Genomic DNA, 18138 nt, shown 5'->3' on the forward strand with positions numbered 1-18138 from the left:
CGGGGTGTCATGCCGCCGACAAGCATGGCTGCGTCCGCATCTGGGAGCGCTCCCACAGCGAGCGTCACCCGCACCTCACCCGAGGAGCCCAGACGTGAAACGACGCAGAACCACCCTGCTGTCCCTGACGGCCTTACTGGCGGCGGGTCTCACCGCCCTCCCGGCCGCACCGGCGGCCGGCGCGGAAGAGGTCGAGCAGATCCAGAACGGCACCTTCGACACCGGCACCGACCCCTGGTGGGCGACCAGCAACGTCACCGCCGGCCTGTCCGACGGGCAGCTCTGCGCCGATGTCCCCGGCGGCACCGCCAACCGCTGGGACGCCGCCGTCGGCCAGAACGACATCGCGCTGGTGAAGGGGGAGTCGTACCGCTTCTCCTTCACCGCGAACGGCTCACCCGAAGGACACGTCGTGCGGGCGATCGTCGGCCTGTCCGCCGCGCCCTACGACACCTACTTCGAGGTGACGCCCCAGCTGAGCGTCTCCGGGAACTCGTACGCGTACACCTTCACCTCGCCCGTCGACACCCCGCAGGGCCAGGTCGCCTTCCAACTCGGCGGCAGCGCGGACCCGTGGCGCTTCTGCCTGGACGACGCGTCGCTGCTCGGCGGCGTCCCGCCCGAGGTGTACGAACCCGACACCGGGCCGCGGGTGCGGGTGAACCAGGTCGCGTATCTGCCCGCCGGGCCGAAGAACGCCACGCTCGTCACCGACGCCACCGCGAAGCTGCCCTGGCGGCTGAAGAACGCGTCCGGGGCCGTGGTCGCCGAGGGCTGGACCGTGCCGCGCGGCACCGACGCCTCCTCCGCCCAGAACGTCCACTCCATCGACTTCGGCGCCCACCGCAAGCAGGGCGAGGGCTACACACTGGTCGCCGACGGGGAGGTGAGCCGCCCCTTCGACATCGGTACGGCCGCCTACGAGCGCCTGCGGCTCGACGCCGTGAAGTACTACTACACGCAGCGCAGCGGCATCGCGATCCGCGACGACCTGCGCCCCGGCTACGCCCGCCCCGCCGGACACGTCGACGTCGCGCCCAACCGGGGCGACGGCGCCGTGCCCTGCCAGCCGGGCGTGTGCGACTACACGCTCGACGTCACCGGCGGCTGGTACGACGCCGGCGACCACGGCAAGTACGTCGTCAACGGCGGCATCTCCGTGTGGGAGCTGCTGAGCACGTACGAACGCGAACTGCTCGCCCGCACCGGGGAGTCGGAGAAGCTGCGCGACGGCACGCTCGCCATCCCGGAGAGCGGCAACAAGGTGCCCGACATCCTGGACGAGGTCCGCTGGGAGCTGGAGTTCCTACTGAAGATGCAGGTGCCCGCGGGGCGACCGCTGGCCGGCATGGCGCACCACAAGATCCACGACGAGCAGTGGACAGGCCTGCCGCTGATGCCGCACGACGACCCGCAGAAGCGCGAACTGCACCCGCCGTCCACCGCGGCGACCCTCAACCTGGCCGCGACGGCCGCGCAGGCGGCACGCCTGTACAAGCCGTACGACCGGGAGTTCGCCGCGAAGACCCTGGCGGCAGCACGCACGGCCTGGTCCGCGGCGCTCGCGCACCCCGACCGGTACGCCTCCGAGAGCGACGGCATCGGCGGCGGCACGTACGCCGACGGTAACGTCACCGACGAGTTCTACTGGGCGGCGGCCGAGCTGTATCTCACCACGGGGGAGAAGGCGTTCCAGGACTACGTCCTCGCCTCGCCCGTCCACACCGCCGACATCTTCGTCCCCGTCGGCTACGACTGGGCCCGGACCGCCGCCGCGGCCCGCCTGGACCTCGCGACCGTGCCGAGCGGGCTGCCCGGGCGCGACAAGGTCCGGCAGTCCGTCGTCAAGGGCGCCGACCGCTACCTGGCCACGCTGAAGGCCCACCCGTACGGCATGCCGTACGCCCCGGAGGGCAACCTCTACGACTGGGGCTCCAACCACCAGGTCCTGCACAACGCCGTCGTCATCGCCACCGCGTACGACATCACCGGCGCCTCGAAGTACCGGGACGGCGCCGTGCAGAGCATGGACTACATCTTCGGCCGCAACGCGCTGAACATGTCGTACGTGACCGGCTACGGCGAGGTGAACTCCCGCAATCAGCACGCCCGTTGGTACGCCCACCAGCTCGACCCGAGCCAGCCCAACCCGCCGCGGGGGACGCTGGCGGGCGGGCCGAACTCGAGCATCCAGGACCCCTTCGCGCAGAGCAGACTCAAGGGCTGCGTCGGCCAGTTCTGCTACATCGACGACATCCAGTCCTGGTCGACCAACGAGCACACCATCAACTGGAACTCGGCCCTGGCCCGGATGGCGTCCTTCGTGGCGGATCAAGGCTGACACGCGCGTGCTCCACCAGCTCACCGGGCCGCTCGTGCGCGGTGAGCGTGTGGAGCCGCGCCTGATCGAGCGGCTGGTGCACCTCGACGTACTCACCGTGCGGCAGCCGCTTGATCACGCCGGTCTCACGACCGTGCGGCACCAGCTCCCGGTCCCGCAGCCGACACCACCGGGACGACGAACACCGCGATCCGCACCAGCCACGTCACCGTGTTGATCGACAGATGCAGCCGGGTCGCCACGATGTCGTTGCCGCCGCCCGCCAGCAGGACCAGGTACAGGGCTATCCAGGCCGCGCCGATCGCCGTGCGCACCGGCCGGTTGCGGGGGCGGTCCAGCAGATGGTGCTCGCCCTTGTCGCCCGTGAACCGGGCCTCCAGGAACGGGTACACGCCGATGAACACCAGCAGGAGCGGGAAGACCACGACGGGGATCAGTACCCCGAGGACGAGCGTGTGGCCCCACAGGGTGATCTCCCAGCCCGGCATGATCCGCACCAGGCCCTCGGCGAAGCCCAGGTACCAGTCGGGCTGGGCGCCGGTGGAGACCTGGTCGGCGCGGTAGGGGCCGTAGGACCAGACCGGGTTGATCGTGGCCACCGCCGCGATGAGCGCCAGGGCACCGAAGACCAGGAAGAAGAAGCCACCCGCCTTCGCCAGGTACACCGGCAGGACGTGCGCCACGACCAGCGCCGCCATCATGCCGGGGATCACCAGGACGTGCAGCGCGTAGAAGCGCGCCACGATGTCGGTGCCCGGGAACTCGCCGCCGAACAGGAACATCGACAGGTACGTCCCGACGATCGGGACGGAGAGCAGCGCCCCGTTCACGAACGCGCCGTCCACGACAGCCAGGTCTCCTGAAGGACGTCCTCCGTGTCGGCGACGCTGCCGAGCATGTTGTAGACGACGCCGAACATCAGCTCGCGGTGCTCGACGAAGACGCCGGTGGCGTCGTCGGTGACGGTTACGGGGATGTCGGACATGCGTGGGCCTCCCGGTGCGCGCTCACTACTGCGAGGCCCGGCGGGGGGCGGAATGTGACATCCCGCGATCGAGTGTGACCTACGTCTCGCGAGCGCGGCCGCCGATGCCCCGCCCGAGAGTCCGTTCGCTCGTCTCCGGTACCGGCGTACATCACACTTGACCTGCGCGTATTTACCACTGAGTACCCGAGCGGTACCGTGAGGGCATGCCAGCTCTCAACGTGGAGTTCAGCGACCGCGAGCTTGAGGACTTGCGGCAGATCGCCAAGGAACGCGGTACGTCGATGAAGGCCCTGGTGCGCGAGGCGGCCGCGGCCGACATAGCGCGGCACCGGGCGCTGCAGGAGGGCGCCGAGGCGTTCCGCCGGTTCTTCTCGTCGCACGCCGACGAGTTCGCGGCCGCCTTCCCCGACGACGAAGCACCCGCCAAGGGCGAGGGGCGGGCCGCCTGACCGATGGCACCCGTCATCCATATCGACGTGCCCTGGCTGCTCCAGCGCCACGAAGAGGTCCTGCCGGACCAGCCCACGGTCAACGACTTCTCCGCGCTGGTCGCGGCCGTCGCCCGCCATCGCGTGGATCCGCCCCGTCTGGGCGTCGACTCCGACCCGGCCTGGCGGGCCGCCGCGCTGCTGCACACCCTCGCCCTGCTCAAGCCGCTGCCGTCGGCCAACGCCCGCTTCGCCTGCGCGTCCGCGGTCGCCTACATGTTCGTCAGCGGCGTCGGCATCGACCCGCCCTACGGCGCCCTCGTCGACCTCGCCCGCGACCTGATGTCGGGCGAGACCGACGTGTACGGCGCGGCCGACCGGCTGCGCTCCTGGCAGATCTGAGGCCGCCCGCCGGATCCGTCGCCCCGCTCCGCACGCGTTTCACACGGAGCGCGCGGAATGCCGAAAGGCGGCGCGGGTCCGGCTGGGCGCCACCGTATCTGACTTTCTTTCAACGGTACGGATGTTGCCCAAGTGCCTTGTTGGTCATGAGTGGCTGTGCCAGGGTGAAGTACCCGTGGGGGGTGGAAAAAGCCGGGCTCATTGGTGCCGTGGGGAACCGGGGCGGATGAACGTGGGCGAATTCACGCTCCCCTCGCTCGCGTCGAAAAGGTACGCACCACAGCGCTCGTCCTTTTCGACGACCAGACCTCTGTGTCACATGCGCGTGGGAAGGAACCCGTTCAGTGCCCACCCCCCACCCCCCTCGTCCCCCTTACCCTCCGCCCGGAGGCGTTCCCGAGGAATCCGACGAAGGTCTCGCCGCCCGGCTGCGCGGCCGCCCGGACGGGGAGGCCACTTCGTCCGTCGCGCTGCTCATGGCACGGCACTGGGAGCCCTGCCGCGCATACGCGGTGATCTGTCTCGCCTCCCCGGCCGGCGTCGCCGACATGGTCACCGCCGCTGCCTTCCACCAGGTCCTCGACCGCCTGGCGCTGGGCGAACCGGCTCTCGCGCTGCGTCCCCGGCTCCTCGTCGCCGTCCGGGACACGGTCCGGCAGTGGTCGGCCGAGGAGCGAATAGCGGGTGTGCTGCCGGAGCTGGCGAAACCCGCGGGCGGTCGCGGTATGCGTACGGCGACGTCCTTGACGCCCGAAAATCGGAAGCTCGCCGATCGGTCGTTCCAGGCCCTTCCGGGACTCGCCCGATGCCTGCTCTGGCATACCGAGGTGGAGGCCGAGCCGCTAAGCGTCCCCGCCGGCCTACTGGGCCTGGATACCGTTACCGCCACGGCCGCTCTCGAACAAGCGCGTGATAAATTCCGTGAAGGTTGTGTACATGCCCATCGGGAACTCGCGCCGACGAAGGATTGCCGGTTCTACAACCGCCTCCTCGACGTCCCGATCCGCCGGGGCGGGGCACTGCTGCCGGATGTCCAGCAGCATCTGACGGAGTGCCGTTACTGCCGTGACGCCGCCGAACAACTGAGTCATTTCGAGGGCGGGTTGGGCGTGCTCATCGCCGAGGCGGTGCTCGGCTGGGGCGCGCGCCGCTATCTGGACACCCGCCCGGCCCGTGCCCAGGGCGACGTGCCCGGACCGCGCCGCTCCGCCCGGCACGGCGCCGGACGCCGCCGCCTGCTCGCGCGGATCCCCGCGCAGGTCCGCAGGGTGCCCGGCGGACCGCGCTCCCCACGGACGCTGCTCACGGGGGTGGGCCTCGCCTCCGCCGGGCTGATCGCGGCCATGCTCGCCGCCGGCCTGCTGTCCGACGACGACGGCGTCGACCCGGCCGCCTCCGCCACCGGCGGCGGTAACGCGTCCCAGGTTCCACCGGCGGTGTCCGCCTCACCGCCGGGCACGGCGCAACTGCCCACCGTGCCGCGGCAGACCAGGCTGCGCAACGCCGACGCCGAACTGTGCCTCGACATCAAAGGTGAGCCGAAGGCGGGCGCCGGGACCGAGCTGGCCGCGTGCTCGGCCGACGACACCCAGCAGTGGTCGTACGAGGAGGACGGCCTGCTGCGCAGCGTGGCGGATCGCGAGCTGTGCCTGGACTCGCACGTGGACGCCGGCGTGGTGATCCTCGGTGAGTGCGCCGACGACGACTCCGATCGCGCCGACGACGTGCGCTACGACCTCACCGTGCACGGCGAGTTGCTGCCCCGCTGGGACGAGCAGCTCGCCCTGGCGTCCACCACGGCGGACCCGGGCGCCGACGTCGTCGTCAAGGTCCGCGACGGCTTGGACGGGCAGCGCTGGCTGACCGATCCCGTGACCTCGGCGAGCCCCGGTTCGCTGTCGAGCGCGGAGAGCGGGAAGCCGGGGGCGCGGGTGGTCCGGGCGGGGGAGGGGAACGCGTAGGCAGGTCCTGGCCGGGCCGGCCGGCCGCCTGGTTCACGACGTCCCGCGGTGCCCCGCCCGACAGGAAGGCGGTCACGTTCTGGACCGCCGTGAGGGGCTGCGGACCAGGGACTCGCGGGTGCCGGGTCGCGTCGGTGAGCGGGGCGTGCGGGGAGAGGTAGTCGGCGGTGCGCGGCAGTTCGTCGAGCGGGACATGCCGGGCACCGCCGCACTCGGCCGCGCCTCGCCGGGGAAGGCGGCGTCGCCCGGTGGGGACGACGCTCATGCCGGACGCCACCGCTCGGCGGGCTGCTTGGCCAGCGCGGGCATGAGGACGAAGGTCTGCTCGGCCACGTTCTGGGCAGGCTCCGACTCCGTTGCGACGGCGAGGCGTTCGGCGGTCACCGGGGCGAGTGCGGTGATGACGACGTGCGCCGCGCGGCCGCCCTTCGGGCGACGACGCCACTTTCGCAACAGGCCCTGGGGAAGACCGTGGCGAGACCGGCGCCGATGGCACGGCCGCCCACGTGCGGTGGGATGACGGCGAGGACGTCGCGCGCGGCGGTCACGCGGAGCCCTCGACGAGGTCGGCCGGGCCGATCGCGGCGGGGGTGGCGTGCCCGGACAGGGCGAGGGTGAGGTCGAGTTCGGCGAGCAGGCAGCGGACGACGTGCTCGACGCCCGCCTGTCCGTCGAGGCCGAGCCCGTACACGTACGGCCGTCCGACGAGCACCGCCCGGGCGCCGAGGGCGAGCGCCTTGTAGATGTCGTCGCCGGTGCGGATGCCGCTGTCGAACAGCACGGTCAGCCGGTCGCCGACCGCCGCCACGACCCGGGGCAGGGCGTCGGCCGCGGCGACGGAGCCGGCCACCTGGCGGCCGCCGTGGTTGGAGACGACGACCCCGTCCATCCCGGCGTCGGCGGCCTCGCGGGCGTCGTCCGGGTGCAGGATGCCCTTCAGCACGATCGGGCCGTCCCAGTGCTCCCGCAGGAACGCAAGGTCAGGCCAGGTCTTGGCGGGGTCCGCGAACATGCCCACGAAGTGCGTCACGGCCGCGTTCGGGTCCTCGTGCACCGGCTTGGCGAGGCCCGCCTGGAAGGCCGGGTCGGTGAAGTAGTTCGCGGTGCCCACGCCGTGCAGGAACGGCAGATACGCCTGGTCGAGGTCGCGCGGACGCCAGGCCAGCATCGGCGTGTCCAGGGTGACGACGAGTACGGTGAACCCGGCCGCCTTCGCCCGGGCGAGGAAACTCCGGGCCACCTCCGGGTCCTTCGGCCAGTACAGCTGGAACCAGCGCTCGGCGTCCCCCATCGCCTCCGCGACCTGCTCCATGGGCGTGCTGGACGCGGACGACAGGACGAACGGCACGCCCTGCGCGGCGGCGCCCCGGGCGGCCGCGCACTCGGCATCCGGGTGCATGATCGACAGCACGCCGACCGGGGCCAGCGCCAGCGGAGCGGGCAGCGCGCGGCCCAGCACCGCCACGGACAGGTCCCGCTCGTGCACGTCCCGCAGCATGCGCGGCACGATCCGGCGCCGCCGCAGCGCCTCCCGGTTGGCGCGGGCCGTGCTGCCGTCGCCCGCGCTGCCCGCCACGTATCCGACGGGACCCGGTCCGAGACGCCGCTCGGTCAGCTCCTCCAGCCGCGTCAGATCGGTGGGCAGCCGGGGTACGGCCCCCGTCATCCCGTTCAGATAGATCTCGTACTGGAAGTCCGCCCAGTGCCTGGCCATGCGTACGCCCCGCCTCTCGTCACTGAGAACGCGCTGTACGCAGACCATACCGACGGGTAGGTGGGAGGAGGGATCAGGGGCTGTCGCGGTCCGTGCCCCCGTCCTCCGGCTCGGCGTCCGGCCCCTCGGCACGCACCCGCTGGACGTGCTCCAGGGACTCGCGCAGTTCGGTGAGCCAGTCGTCCGTGTGTCGCTGGACCAGCCGTACGCACCAGGCCAGGGCGTCACTGCGGCTGCGGGCGACCCCGCCGGCGATCAGGGTGTCCAGGACCTGGCGTTCGGGCTGACGCAGCCGGGTCATGACGGGGGCGGCGACATGTGTGAACAGGGCGCGTTCGCCGCCGCACTCCACGCCCCAGGAGACCTTGCGGCGGAACCGGTGCTCCGCCTCGCGGGCCACCCCGATCCGGGTCTCCCGGGTGCGCTCCCGGAACTCCTGGATCCGGCCCTCCACGGCCGCCTCCCGCTCGGCGGCCGAGGCGCCCTCGACCAGGTGGGGTTCGGGGATGCGGCCGATCACGGTGATCTCCTCGCGGTCGACCGTCACCTCGGTCAGCTCCTCGAAGAGGTCCTCGGGCAGGCGGCCGGCGAACCAGCCGCGCAGCTTCTCTCGTTGGTCGCTGGTAATCATGTAATGACGATTACTCCTCGCGCCCATGAACACAAGGGCTGCGGGACGGGTCAGCCGAGGGCTCAATCGGAATGTTTCAGGCCTATTAATGAGCGTGCGGGATCCGGCCACTCGGCGGCTTGGAACGATCAAGAGGCGCCAAGTTTCGGCGTTGGAACGTTCGAAGTCCGTTACTTCACGCCACTGATTCAATACGCAAGGTTACTGAAACCGGTGGTGTCGATGTGAGTTTCGGCGGCGGACTCGGCAGACTCCCGCTCGTCGCTCCGGCACCGATCGCGCCGGAGCCGGCACACCCTCGACTCGAGCGGAAGGATGCACACAATGCGGAACACCGCGCGCTGGGCAGCGACCCTCGGCCTCACGGCCACCGCCGTCTGCGGACCCCTCACCGGATCCGCCCTCGCCACCCCGGACGCCGCCCCCGCCTCCCTCTACGCCCCTTCGGCCCTCGTGCTCACGGTGGCCCACGGTGACGACGTCACCATGGCCACGCCGGTGCGAGCGGTCACCCTGAGCTGTGCCCCGACGCCGTCGGGCACCCACCCCGCCGCCGCCTCGGCCTGCGCCGAACTACGCGGAGTGAACGGGAACTTCGACGCCCTGCAGAGCAGAGAAGGCGTGCTGTGCACCAAGCAGTACGACCCAGTGGTGGTCACGGTCGACGGGGTCTGGCAGGGCCAACGTGTCTCCTATGAGCGCACCTTCGCCAACGAGTGCGTGAAGGGCTCCTACGCGACGAGCCTCTTCGCGTTCTAAGGGCCGGGATCGCATGGTCCCCGTGCAGTTCGGCAGAGGTCGCAGATGGGGAGTGCGACTCTGCCGAGGGACCACCGCGATCTCGTACCGGGGGTCGGCCGGGCGGAGTGGGGCCGCCCGGCCGGCACCTCGGATCACCGCCGGCACCTCGGATCACCATCGATCAGCCGACCTCCCCGGGGATCCCGGGCAAGGGCGTGAAGCGGCCCAGCAGGCCCGCGCCGCGCAACAGCCGCCGTATCCGCGCCGCGTCGGAGACGATCCGGAGGCGGCCGCCGCGGTCCCTGGCCCGCGTGTCGGCCCGGCACAGCACGCGCAGTCCCGAGCAGTCGAAGAAGTCGGCCCGCCGCAGATCCACCAGCACGTCCGACTCAGGCCGTGCCGTCGCCGCGTCCAGATGTTCGGCGACGAACACCGCCGTCGCCAGGTCGATCTCGCCCATGACCTCGACCACGGTGAACGGACCGCTTCTGCGGGTGCGGGCATGCGTGTTCGCCGGGGGCGGCAGGGGCCGGGAGAAGTCCGCGGCCAGGTCCTCGGGCGAACGGGGGGCGAGGTCGTCTGCGTCCGGCGTCATGTCCGCTCCACCTCGGCAGGGGCGTATGTGATCCGGGTAGTTACCCTCAGGCGGGTATGTGCATCCCTGAGGCGCGGCGGACAAGATCTGGTTCACTCGACCTGGTGAAAATCGGGCTGAGGGGGTTGACTCCGTGTCGGTGTTGGCCCTCGACGTTCGCTGAAAGTTCCGTCCCGCCGCGTTGAGTGAGCGAGCGAGCAAGGGGTACTCGGCCGTGCTGTGGAGCCCTTTCTCTCACCGGTCAATTCACACAATGAGTGGGACCCGTTGGAGGAGATTCTCGTCGGGCGCCTCGAAGGCGCGACGTTTCCCTCCCGTCATCCGGTTGTCACCTGCAACGTCCCGCCCTGGGCGGCGCGGTTGCTGGGCCTCGCCGGCGGCCTCAAGTATCCGCGCGTGCTGATCGAGAGCGCCCAGCGCGAACTCGAGGAGTTCGTCGCCCTGCTGCGCTCCCTCGACATCACGGTCAGGCGCCCGGACGAGGTCGACCACAAGAGACGCTTCGGCACCCCGCACTGGAGGTCGCGCGGATTCTGCAACACCTGTCCGCGCGACAGCATGCTCGTGATCGGCGACGAGATCATCGAGACGCCGATGGCCTGGCCGTGCCGGTACTTCGAGACCCACTCCTACCGGCCCGTCCTGAAGGACTACTTCCGGCGCGGCGCGCGCTGGACGGCGGCACCGAAGCCGCAGCTCACCGACGAGTTGTTCGAGCCCGGTTTCCGAGCGCCCGCGCCCGGCGAGCCCATGCGGTACATCCTCACCGAGTTCGAGCCGGTGTTCGATGCGGCGGACTTCGTACGCGCGGGACGCGATCTGTTCGTCACCCGGAGCAATGTCACCAACCGGATGGGCATCGAGTGGCTGCGCCGCCATCTCGGCCCCGGCTATCGCATCCATGAGATCGAGAGCCGCTGCCGCACGCCCATGCACATCGACACGACGTTCGTCCTGCTCGCGCCCGGCAAGGTCCTGGTCAACCCCGAGTACATCGACGTCGACCACCTGCCCGAGGTCCTGAGTTCGTGGGACGTCCTGGTCGCTCCCGAGCCCGACCCGATCGACGACCGACTGCTCGGCATCACCTCGATGTGCGGCAAGTGGCTCAGCATGAACGTGCTCATGCTCGACGAGAAGCGCGTGATCGCCGAGCGCCACCACACCGGCATGCTGCGCGCGCTCGAACAGTGGGGATTCGAGCCCATCCCGTGCGACCTGCTGCACTACGCGCCGTTCGGCGGCTCGTTCCACTGCGCGACGCTGGACATCCGCCGACGCGGCACGCTGGAGTCGTACTTCGACTGATGACGTCGACTGACCGACGACGTGACCGACGACCGTCGGCCGGCCCTCAACGGGCCCTTGGCGCGTCGGTCTTGGCGCGGTCGCGATGGCTGGTGTCGCACCACGGATAGCGGCGGCTGCGGCGGCAGGTGCACAGGGCGACACAGAAGCGGTCGGAGGACACGGTCGTGCCGTCCTCCAACTCCACCTCGACCGGGCCCTCCACCAACAGGGGGCCCGGGCGCCGGACCTTGATCCGGCGCGGCTCGTCAGACCGGGAGTTCGGCACGGACGACCACCAGTTCCTCCCTCGGCTCCGGGGCGGACAGCAGGCCGCGCCGCCGCAGCCAGCCCTCCCGGGAGCGCAGTACGGGGCCGAACGGAACCACCCGGCGCCGTGTCACGGAGGCCTTCAGTCCCTCCCCGCGCAGGTGCGACAGCGTCCGGTCGGGGCTGCTGAACGCCGAGTGCACGACCAGCAGGACACCGCCGGGGCGCAGCAGGCCCGGGGCCTCCCGGCAGATCCGGTCGATGACGAGACGTCCGTCGCGACCCGCGTCCCACGCCCGGGCCGCACCGTGCGGCGCGCGGCCCGTCTCGGGCGCGGGCACATACGGGGGATTGGCCAGAATGAGGTCGAACGACTGCCCGCGCACCGGGGCGAAGAGGTTGCCGTGCCGGATCCGCACCGGGCTGCGGGCGAGCCAGGCGTTCAGCCGGGCCGTGCACACCGCCCGCCACGACACGTCCACCGCGGTCACCCGGGTACCGCGGCGTGCGGCCTCGATCGCCAGCGCGCCCGAACCGGTTCCCACGTCGAGGACGTCCGCGCCGCTGGGCAAGGGCTCGTCGCGCAGCGCACCGACCAGGAGGTCGGTGTCTTCCTGAGGGGCGTACACGCCCGGTGGCACCAGTGGTTTCACGGAGTCCGGGTACCCCGGCATTCAGGAAATAAGGGAGATTCCGGAATCCTGGGGCGTGCGCAGCGACGATCGTCCGGTGCGCCAGGCGTCGAGCAACCGGTCGCCGAAGCGGTCCTCCAGATGTCCGGTGACGTCGATCCCGAAGGCGATGTCGGGGGCGAGACGCGGTTCCTCGGCGAGCAGGCCGCCGATGACCTCGTGGCGGACGACCTGCTCGTGCACCGCGTCCGCCTCGACGTGCTCGTCGTAGAAGTGCTCGGCGGCGGGCCCGGCGCCCGTCCGCCGCATCGCCTCGGCCAGTCGCCGCGAGCCCGGCGACGAGGTGATCTCGACCGCCGCGAAATGACCGACCAGCGCTCCGCGCAGCGCCCGGTGCAGGCCGAGCAGGGACATGAGGTTGACCGTGGCCAGCGCCTCCGCGGTCGCCGCGTCGAGGTAGTGGCCGTAGGTGGTGTCCAGGCCGAGGTCCGTCATCAGGTCGGCGAACAGGCGCGCGTGGACGCGGTCGGGGCGGCCGCCGCCGTACTCGTCGAACTCCACCGCGGCCATGCCGGCCTTGGCCCTTCCCCACAGCCGGGGCAGCACCCAGGCGTGCGGGTCCGCCTCCTTGAGGTGGTACAGGGAGCGCTGGGCGGCGTACTCGCGCAGCTGCCACAACTCGCCCTCGGCGGCCAGGTAGTGACTGACGCCCGCGCCGTCGACGGGTTCGACGAGCAGGTCGGCCAGCGCGTCCTCGACGCTGTCGTGGCAGGACACGTCCGTGCGCAGGGCGGTCAGGAAGCGGTGCTCCAGCGCGGCGCGCACGCGCAGCAGGTCCGGATCCCACTCGTGGGACTCGGGCACGCCGGCGAAACCGCGGTAGTGCAGCTCGTAGCAGAGGTAGAGCGCCAGCTGGAGATCGTCGCCGTAGACGGCCGCACGCCCGATGTCGGCCTGCCGGGGCGGCGGGCCGGCGCCCCGCAGATAGTCCTCGACGGCGGCGGAGACGGGGCCGCGCGCGGACGGCAGGCGGGGGCCCTCACCGGCGTGTGCCATACGGACGTCGTGTGCCATGGCGGCCGGGTACCCGTGAGCTGCCGGGCCACCCGTCCGCGTGGACTCGGGGCGGTGGTACTCCGGGTCGGATGAAGGCACCCGTGATCAACAGCAACCTCAGGGGCCACCGGAGCCCTCCGACACGGACGCGCCGGCCGCGATGCTGTCCAAGGCGGACGAGGAGGGCGGTCCGGTCGCCGACAACCGGGTCGCGGGGCCGCCGCCGGGACAGGCGGCCCCGCCCGCTCACTCGCCCTCGGACTCCTCCTGGGCGCGCGTGTTCGGGGTGATGGCCTCGCCGGCCTCGCCCCTGCGGCGGCGCTGCTCGGCGGTGTCCCGGGTACGGTGCTCGGCGTCGGCGATCTCCTCCATGACCTCCTCGAACGCCGTCTCGGGGTGTTCCTCGGTGTGCTTCTTGTCGTGGGGCACGAAAGTCTCCCTCCGCCGTGCTCCGTCGTCCTGCTCCGTCGTCCTGCGTCGTCGGGTGTCAGTGGGTCGCCGGCGTGCTCGCGATCCGCAGGGGCACCGGTTCAGGGGCGTCCTCGGCCTCCTCGTCGAGGCGGCTGACCTCGGCCCACCAGGACGCGCCGTCCTCGATCTGCCGCAGCATGATCCCCTCGCGGATCGCCCAGGGGCAGATCGTCACCGACCTCAGTCCGGTCAGCTTCATCGCCGTGTGCGCGACCACCGCACCGGCCAGGCTCTGCGCGGCACGTGGTGCGGAGATCCCGGGGAGCAGGGCGCGTTCGGCGGCCGGCAGCGGAGACAGGCGCTCGATCGCCTCGCTCAGGTCCGAGCGCGTCAACTCCCGTTCCACGAACGGTCCGTGACGCCCCGGCGCGGCCCCGCACAACCGGCCGAGCTGCTGGAACGTACGCGACGTGGCGGCGGCCGTGCGCGGTCCCTCCCAGCGGATCCGGGCCGCCACGTCCCGCAGTTGATGACGGACCTTGCGGCGCAGCTCCCGGATGCGGGCCGGCGCCGGCGGGTCCTCGTCGGCGAAGAACTCATGGGTCAGCCTCTGCGCGCCGAGCGGCAGCGACGCCACGAAGTCGGGCAACCGGCCGCGGCCGAAGGCGACTTCGAGCGAGCCCCCGCCGATGTCCAGCAGGGCGAGCGGCCCCGCCCGCCAGCCCATCCACCGCCGTGCTCCGAGGAAGGTCAGCTCGGCCTCCAGTTCGCCCGGCAGCGTGCACAGGCTCACCCCGGTCCGCGCCCGCACGGTGCGCAGCACCTCCCGGCGGTTCGGCGCGTTGCGTACGACGGCCGTCGCGAAGGCCAAAGGAGCGGTGGCCCCCCACCTGGTCGCGGTCCGGCTCGCGGCGCAGACCGCGCCCACCAGCTGCTCGACGGCCTCCTCGGGGATGCCGTCCCCCGGCTTGACCTGTTCGGACAGCCTCAGCCGCCACTTCTCCGTATGGACGGGCAGGGGCACCCCGTCCTGGGCGTCGGCCACCACCAGCCGGACCGTGTTCGACCCCACATCCACCACGCTGATTCGCATGCGACGGCGTGTACCCGTTTCGAGGCCGGTGCAACGGGGGCGCACGGGAGCGAGGGCTCGTATTCCTTGAAAGGAATACGAGCGGCCGCGGTCCGTCGGGGAGATCGTGGCGGCATGCGGGCTGAGCCAGCCGAGCACCTCGAAGCATCTGAAGGTGCTGCGCGAGGCCGGCATGGTGCGGGTGCGGCAGGACGCCCAGCGCCGTGTCTACGCCCTCGACCCCGCCCCGATCGCCGAACTCGACGCCTGGCTCGCCCCGTACCGCAGGCTCTGGAACCGCAGCCTGGACGCCCTGGGCCGCCGCCTCGACGAAACGCCGGACGACACCTCGGACGACGACACCCCGGTCGACCCCCGAGAGCTCACCACGAAGGACTGATCCACCACGACCGCCGACCTCACCGGCACCTGTCTGACCCTGGACGACGGCCGCCCGGCCGTCCGCTCGCGCCCCGGCGGCGCGATCAAGTTCGGCGGCGACCGGAACTTCGGCGACGAACTGCACTTCGACCTGGCGGCCCCGGAGGACGGGCGCACCCGGTTCACGCTCCCCGACGTGCTCGTCGCCGAGAACACCGCCGCCCGCAACAGCGCGGGCCGGGAGGTGTGCCTGGCCGCCCTGGCCGCCCCGGACGCACACGCGCGCGGGGCGCGTTTCGAGGGGCCGCACGCCGGGGCGAGCGCGCCCTGGAAGGAGTTCTACGACGCCTACGTGGCGGCCGGTGTTCCCTCCGGCGCCCCCGTTCCGGGCCTGGACGCCTGACCCGTCACGCCATCTGGCGTCGCACCAGCTCGTGCAGCCGCCCGCCGGTGTCCGCGAGAAGCTGTGCGGGCGGACCCTGCTGGGCGACCTTGCCGTCCTCCATCACGATCACACGGTCGGCGTCCAGCACCGTCGACAGACGGTGTGCGATGACGACGCGAGTGGCGTTGAGGGCCCTGGTCGACTCGATGACCGTGCGCTGCGTCTCGTTGTCGAGGGCACTGGTCGCCTCGTCGAAGAACAGGATGCGCGGGCGGCGGATCAACGCCTGGGCGATCATCAGGCGCTGACGCTGGCCGCCGGAGATCGCGCCGCTGCCCGAGACGATCGTGTGCAGTCCCATCGGCATCCGCTTGATGTCCTCGGCGAGGCCCGCCATCTCGGCCGCGGCCATCGCCTCCTCCGGCGTGTACGGCTCCGTACCGCAGATGACGTCCAGGATGGACCCGGTGAACGGCTGCGCGTGCTGGAGCACGACCCCGCACTGCCGCCGCACGGCGGACTGGTCCAGCGCGGCCAGGTCCTGGCCGTCGTACAGCACACTGCCCGAGACCGGTTTGTCGAAGCCGATCAGCAGCCTGAGCAGCGTCGACTTGCCGCAGCCGCTCGGGCCGACGATCGCCACGAACTCGCCGGGCCGGACCTCGAAGGACACGTCGTCGAGGACGAGGGGACCGTCGTCGGAGTAACGGAAGGACAGCCGGCGTGCCTCGATCGCCCCGGTCAGCGGACCCGGGCGGGTGCTCGCCCTGCTCACCTCGGGTGTGGCCTCCAGGACCGGCTTGATCTCCTCGAACAGCGGCAGCGCCGCCACGGCCGAGACGAACGCGCCGGTCAGCTGGGTGACCGAGGTCAGCAGCATCGTCACCGAGGTGTTGAAGGTGAGGAACGCGGCCGCCGACATCGACCCGCGCGCGGGGCCCGCCAGCAGCATGAACATCAGCAGGGTGCACAGCGGCAGATACACCGCGCCCAGCACCGTGGTGAGGTTCTTGATCCGCCCCACCTTCTGCTGGAGCTCACGGCTGCGCGCGAACCGGTCCGCCCAGGCCGCGTACGCGTAGTTCTCGGCCGCCGCGACCCGCAGCTTCGGCAGACCGCGCAGCGTCTGGAACGCCTGGTTGTTGAGCTTGTTGCTCAGCACCACCAGCCGCCGCTGCCAGCGCACCTGCCACAACCCCAGCCCCAGGAAGACGGCCGCGATGACGACGAGCATGCCGATCGCCGCCAGCGCCATCGGCACGCTGAACCAGAGCAGCAGCGCCAGGTTCATCACGCCCACCGTCACCGACTGCGCGACGACGGGGCCGACACCGGCCAGCAGGCGGCGGATCGCGCTGATGCCCATGGCCTGGCTCGCCAGTTCGCCGGTCGAGCGCTGGGTGAAGAACTTCGTGGGCAGCCGCAGCAACCGGTCCCACAGGGCCGGTTGGAGCGTCGCCTCGATCCGGCCCTCCAGCCGCAGGATCGTCAGGTTCTGCAGCAGCATGAACGCAGCGGCCACCACACCGCTGATCATCACGGCCAGGCAGAACTGCACGATCAGCTCGGTCTGTGCCTTCGGCACGAACTCGCCGAGCACCTTGCCGGTCGCGATCGGCACCAGCGCGCCGATCGCCACGGTCACCAGACCGCTCAGCAGAAGGTTGGTGAGGTCGCCTCCCGTGCCCCGCATCGTGAACCGCAGCAGCCGCAGCGGGCTCAACGCGCGGTCGGGCAGCGGACGGTAGAACATCACCGCGCGCGGCTCGAACTCCTCGGCGTTGGCCTTCTCGACCGGCGTCTCACGACCGGTCGACGGATGGACGGCCACATAGCCACCGCGCCGCCACAGCAGCGCCACCGGCGCACCGGACAGCGCCCGGTGGCCGACCAGCGGGCCGATGTTGTCCCGCCACCACCGTCCGTCCAGCCGTACGGCCCTGGTGCGCACGCGGGAGGCGAGGGCGACCTGCTCGATCAGGTCCAGCCGGTCGCTCTCGGTGCCGCTCTGCGCGGGCTCGGCCAGCGTGATGCCGGCGGCCTGCGCGACCAGCTTGCAGGCCGCGTAGCCGGCGTCCGCGTCGGCGGCCGTCGTGCGCTTGTCGCCCCGCTTGCCGATGGACGCCAGCAGCGTCTGGTCGGCCTGGGCCCGCACCGCCTCGCCGGCCTTGATGCCCGCCGCGGTGCGCGTCTCGTGCGTGCGCTCCAGCTGCTCGATCCAGCGGTCCAGCGTGGTCAGCAGGCGGTACTGCTGGTCGACCATGGACTGCCAGACCGCCGGGTCCATCAGCAGGTCGGCGGCCGCCTCCGCGCCGTACAGCGATCCGTACTGCACGCTCCCCGGCGGCACCTGCATCCAGAACACGTCGTCGTCGGTCACCTCGGCGGCCGCCCCCTCGGTCGCCATCGGCGCCTGGAAGAGGATGGAGAGGCTGCGGCCGACGCCGAGCGCGAGGGCGTACTCCAGCGGGCTCGTCGTCGGGGGGATGTACTGGGGGTTGCCGTACTCGTCGTAGGACCAGGTCTGCGTGTGCGCGGGCTGGTAGAGCTCGCGCAGCCCGATGCGGTGCACGACGCAGTCCCTCAGCGGGCGTGCCACCAGCGTGTGCTGGGGCCCGGCGACCGGGCCGAGCAGCAGCGAGCCCGCCTCCAGCCGGCCGAGGTGGTGCCAGTGGCCCTGCTGCCCGGCGTCGACCGCGAACAGGTCCACGGCACCGGACGCGACCAGCCACAGCACCTGCGGTCCTTCGAGGTCGAGGCGGTTGAAGCCGGCGCAGTCGATGCGCGTGCCCATCTGCCCGAGCGCGTCGAGAACGAGGTCACCCTCGTGGACGGAGGTCATC

The 18138-nt window shown here is 71.5% G+C and carries 17 protein-coding genes and 4 pseudogenes; 8 read left to right on the forward strand and 13 right to left on the reverse strand.

What is annotated here, in order from left to right:
* Positions 1-94 precede the first annotated feature (94 nt).
* The gene (locus tag ABZ078_RS17535; protein WP_356576122.1) at positions 95-2341 is read left to right on the forward strand and encodes a glycoside hydrolase family 9 protein; all 2247 of its coding nucleotides are present in this window, start codon (positions 95-97) and stop codon (positions 2339-2341) included.
* On the opposite strand, the pseudogene ABZ078_RS17540 reads toward ABZ078_RS17535, so the two are convergent.
* Together ABZ078_RS17540 and ABZ078_RS17545 are read right to left on the reverse strand one after the other, a co-directional pair.
* Positions 2286-3174 (reverse strand): annotated as a pseudogene (locus ABZ078_RS17540) (cytochrome b N-terminal domain-containing protein); the annotation flags it as partial. The gene ABZ078_RS17535 and the pseudogene ABZ078_RS17540 overlap by 56 nt on opposite strands.
* Positions 3174-3326: pseudogene (locus tag ABZ078_RS17545) on the reverse strand (sigma factor); the annotation flags it as partial. The pseudogenes ABZ078_RS17545 and ABZ078_RS17540, both read right to left, overlap by 1 nt.
* A gap of 206 nt (positions 3327-3532) precedes the next feature.
* Between ABZ078_RS17545 and ABZ078_RS17550 the strand changes: the two are divergent.
* The 3 genes from ABZ078_RS17550 to ABZ078_RS17560 all read left to right on the forward strand — a co-directional run bounded on the left by ABZ078_RS17550 (position 3533) and on the right by ABZ078_RS17560 (position 6120).
* The gene (locus tag ABZ078_RS17550; protein WP_356576124.1) at positions 3533-3778 is read left to right on the forward strand and encodes a hypothetical protein; all 246 of its coding nucleotides are present in this window, start codon (positions 3533-3535) and stop codon (positions 3776-3778) included.
* A 3-nt stretch (positions 3779-3781) separates the two neighbouring features.
* A complete protein-coding gene (locus ABZ078_RS17555; RefSeq protein ID WP_356576126.1) occupies positions 3782-4159 on the forward strand; it encodes a toxin Doc in 378 nt (125 codons plus the stop codon).
* Positions 4160-4503: 344 nt separating this feature from the next.
* Positions 4504-6120 (forward strand): RICIN domain-containing protein, encoded by a 1617-nt coding sequence (locus tag ABZ078_RS17560; protein WP_356576127.1) that lies wholly within the window; start codon positions 4504-4506, stop codon positions 6118-6120.
* Between the two features lie 178 nt (positions 6121-6298).
* Here ABZ078_RS17560 and ABZ078_RS17565 read toward each other — a convergent pair.
* The 4 genes and pseudogenes from ABZ078_RS17565 to ABZ078_RS17580 all read right to left on the reverse strand — a co-directional run.
* Positions 6299-6385 (reverse strand): annotated as a pseudogene (locus ABZ078_RS17565) (hypothetical protein); the annotation flags it as partial.
* Positions 6382-6573, reverse strand: coding sequence for a hypothetical protein (locus ABZ078_RS17570; protein ID WP_356576129.1), 192 nt, complete (start codon positions 6571-6573; stop codon positions 6382-6384). The gene ABZ078_RS17570 and the pseudogene ABZ078_RS17565, both read right to left, overlap by 4 nt.
* 91 nt (positions 6574-6664) lie before the next feature.
* Positions 6665-7834 carry a lactate 2-monooxygenase gene (locus ABZ078_RS17575; protein ID WP_356576131.1) on the reverse strand — a complete coding sequence of 390 codons (1170 nt, stop codon included), beginning with the start codon at positions 7832-7834 and terminating at the stop codon, positions 6665-6667.
* 73 nt (positions 7835-7907) lie between these two features.
* The gene (locus ABZ078_RS17580; RefSeq protein WP_356576133.1) at positions 7908-8465 is read right to left on the reverse strand and encodes a hypothetical protein; all 558 of its coding nucleotides are present in this window, start codon (positions 8463-8465) and stop codon (positions 7908-7910) included.
* A 324-nt stretch (positions 8466-8789) separates the two neighbouring features.
* Here ABZ078_RS17580 and ABZ078_RS17585 point away from each other — a divergent pair, with 324 nt between their 5' ends.
* Entirely contained in the window at positions 8790-9224 is a 435-nt protein-coding gene (locus ABZ078_RS17585; protein WP_356576135.1) for a protease inhibitor, read from the forward strand.
* Between the two features lie 163 nt (positions 9225-9387).
* Here ABZ078_RS17585 and ABZ078_RS17590 read toward each other — a convergent pair whose 3' ends face one another.
* Complete coding sequence (locus ABZ078_RS17590) at positions 9388-9801, reverse strand: STAS domain-containing protein (RefSeq protein ID WP_356576137.1); 414 nt, start codon at positions 9799-9801, stop codon at positions 9388-9390.
* 219 nt (positions 9802-10020) lie between these two features.
* Between ABZ078_RS17590 and ABZ078_RS17595 the strand changes: the two genes are divergently transcribed.
* Entirely contained in the window at positions 10021-11109 is a 1089-nt protein-coding gene (locus ABZ078_RS17595; protein ID WP_356576139.1) for an amidinotransferase, read from the forward strand.
* A 46-nt stretch (positions 11110-11155) separates the two neighbouring features.
* Here ABZ078_RS17595 and ABZ078_RS17600 read toward each other — a convergent pair whose 3' ends face one another.
* From ABZ078_RS17600 to ABZ078_RS17620, 5 genes are all read right to left on the reverse strand, one after another.
* Complete coding sequence (locus tag ABZ078_RS17600; RefSeq protein ID WP_356576141.1) at positions 11156-11377, reverse strand: CDGSH iron-sulfur domain-containing protein; 222 nt, start codon at positions 11375-11377, stop codon at positions 11156-11158.
* Positions 11358-12032 (reverse strand): HemK2/MTQ2 family protein methyltransferase, encoded by a 675-nt coding sequence (locus tag ABZ078_RS17605; protein WP_356576143.1) that lies wholly within the window; start codon positions 12030-12032, stop codon positions 11358-11360. The genes ABZ078_RS17600 and ABZ078_RS17605 overlap by 20 nt, the downstream gene beginning before the upstream one ends.
* Entirely contained in the window at positions 12033-13046 is a 1014-nt protein-coding gene (locus ABZ078_RS17610; RefSeq protein ID WP_356576228.1) for an iron-containing redox enzyme family protein, read from the reverse strand.
* Positions 13047-13292: 246 nt separating this feature from the next.
* Positions 13293-13475, reverse strand: coding sequence for a hypothetical protein (locus ABZ078_RS17615; RefSeq protein ID WP_356576145.1), 183 nt, complete (start codon positions 13473-13475; stop codon positions 13293-13295).
* A gap of 58 nt (positions 13476-13533) precedes the next feature.
* Positions 13534-14550 carry a Ppx/GppA family phosphatase gene (locus ABZ078_RS17620; protein ID WP_356576147.1) on the reverse strand — a complete coding sequence of 339 codons (1017 nt, stop codon included), beginning with the start codon at positions 14548-14550 and terminating at the stop codon, positions 13534-13536.
* 79 nt (positions 14551-14629) lie between these two features.
* On the opposite strand from ABZ078_RS17620, the pseudogene ABZ078_RS17625 reads away from it, so the two are divergent.
* Positions 14630-14929 (forward strand): annotated as a pseudogene (locus tag ABZ078_RS17625) (metalloregulator ArsR/SmtB family transcription factor); the annotation flags it as partial.
* Between the two features lie 177 nt (positions 14930-15106).
* Positions 15107-15313: a hypothetical protein gene (locus ABZ078_RS17630; RefSeq protein ID WP_356576149.1), complete on the forward strand. Its 207-nt coding sequence runs from the start codon at positions 15107-15109 to the stop codon at positions 15311-15313.
* A 4-nt stretch (positions 15314-15317) separates the two neighbouring features.
* Here ABZ078_RS17630 and ABZ078_RS17635 read toward each other — a convergent pair whose 3' ends face one another.
* The gene (locus ABZ078_RS17635; protein ID WP_356576151.1) at positions 15318-18137 is read right to left on the reverse strand and encodes an NHLP bacteriocin export ABC transporter permease/ATPase subunit; all 2820 of its coding nucleotides are present in this window, start codon (positions 18135-18137) and stop codon (positions 15318-15320) included.
* Between the last annotated feature and the right edge of the window lies 1 nt (position 18138).

The organism is Streptomyces sp. NPDC006385, from assembly GCF_040612485.1.
In the GTDB taxonomy this organism is placed as follows: Bacteria; Actinomycetota; Actinomycetes; order Streptomycetales; family Streptomycetaceae; genus Streptomyces.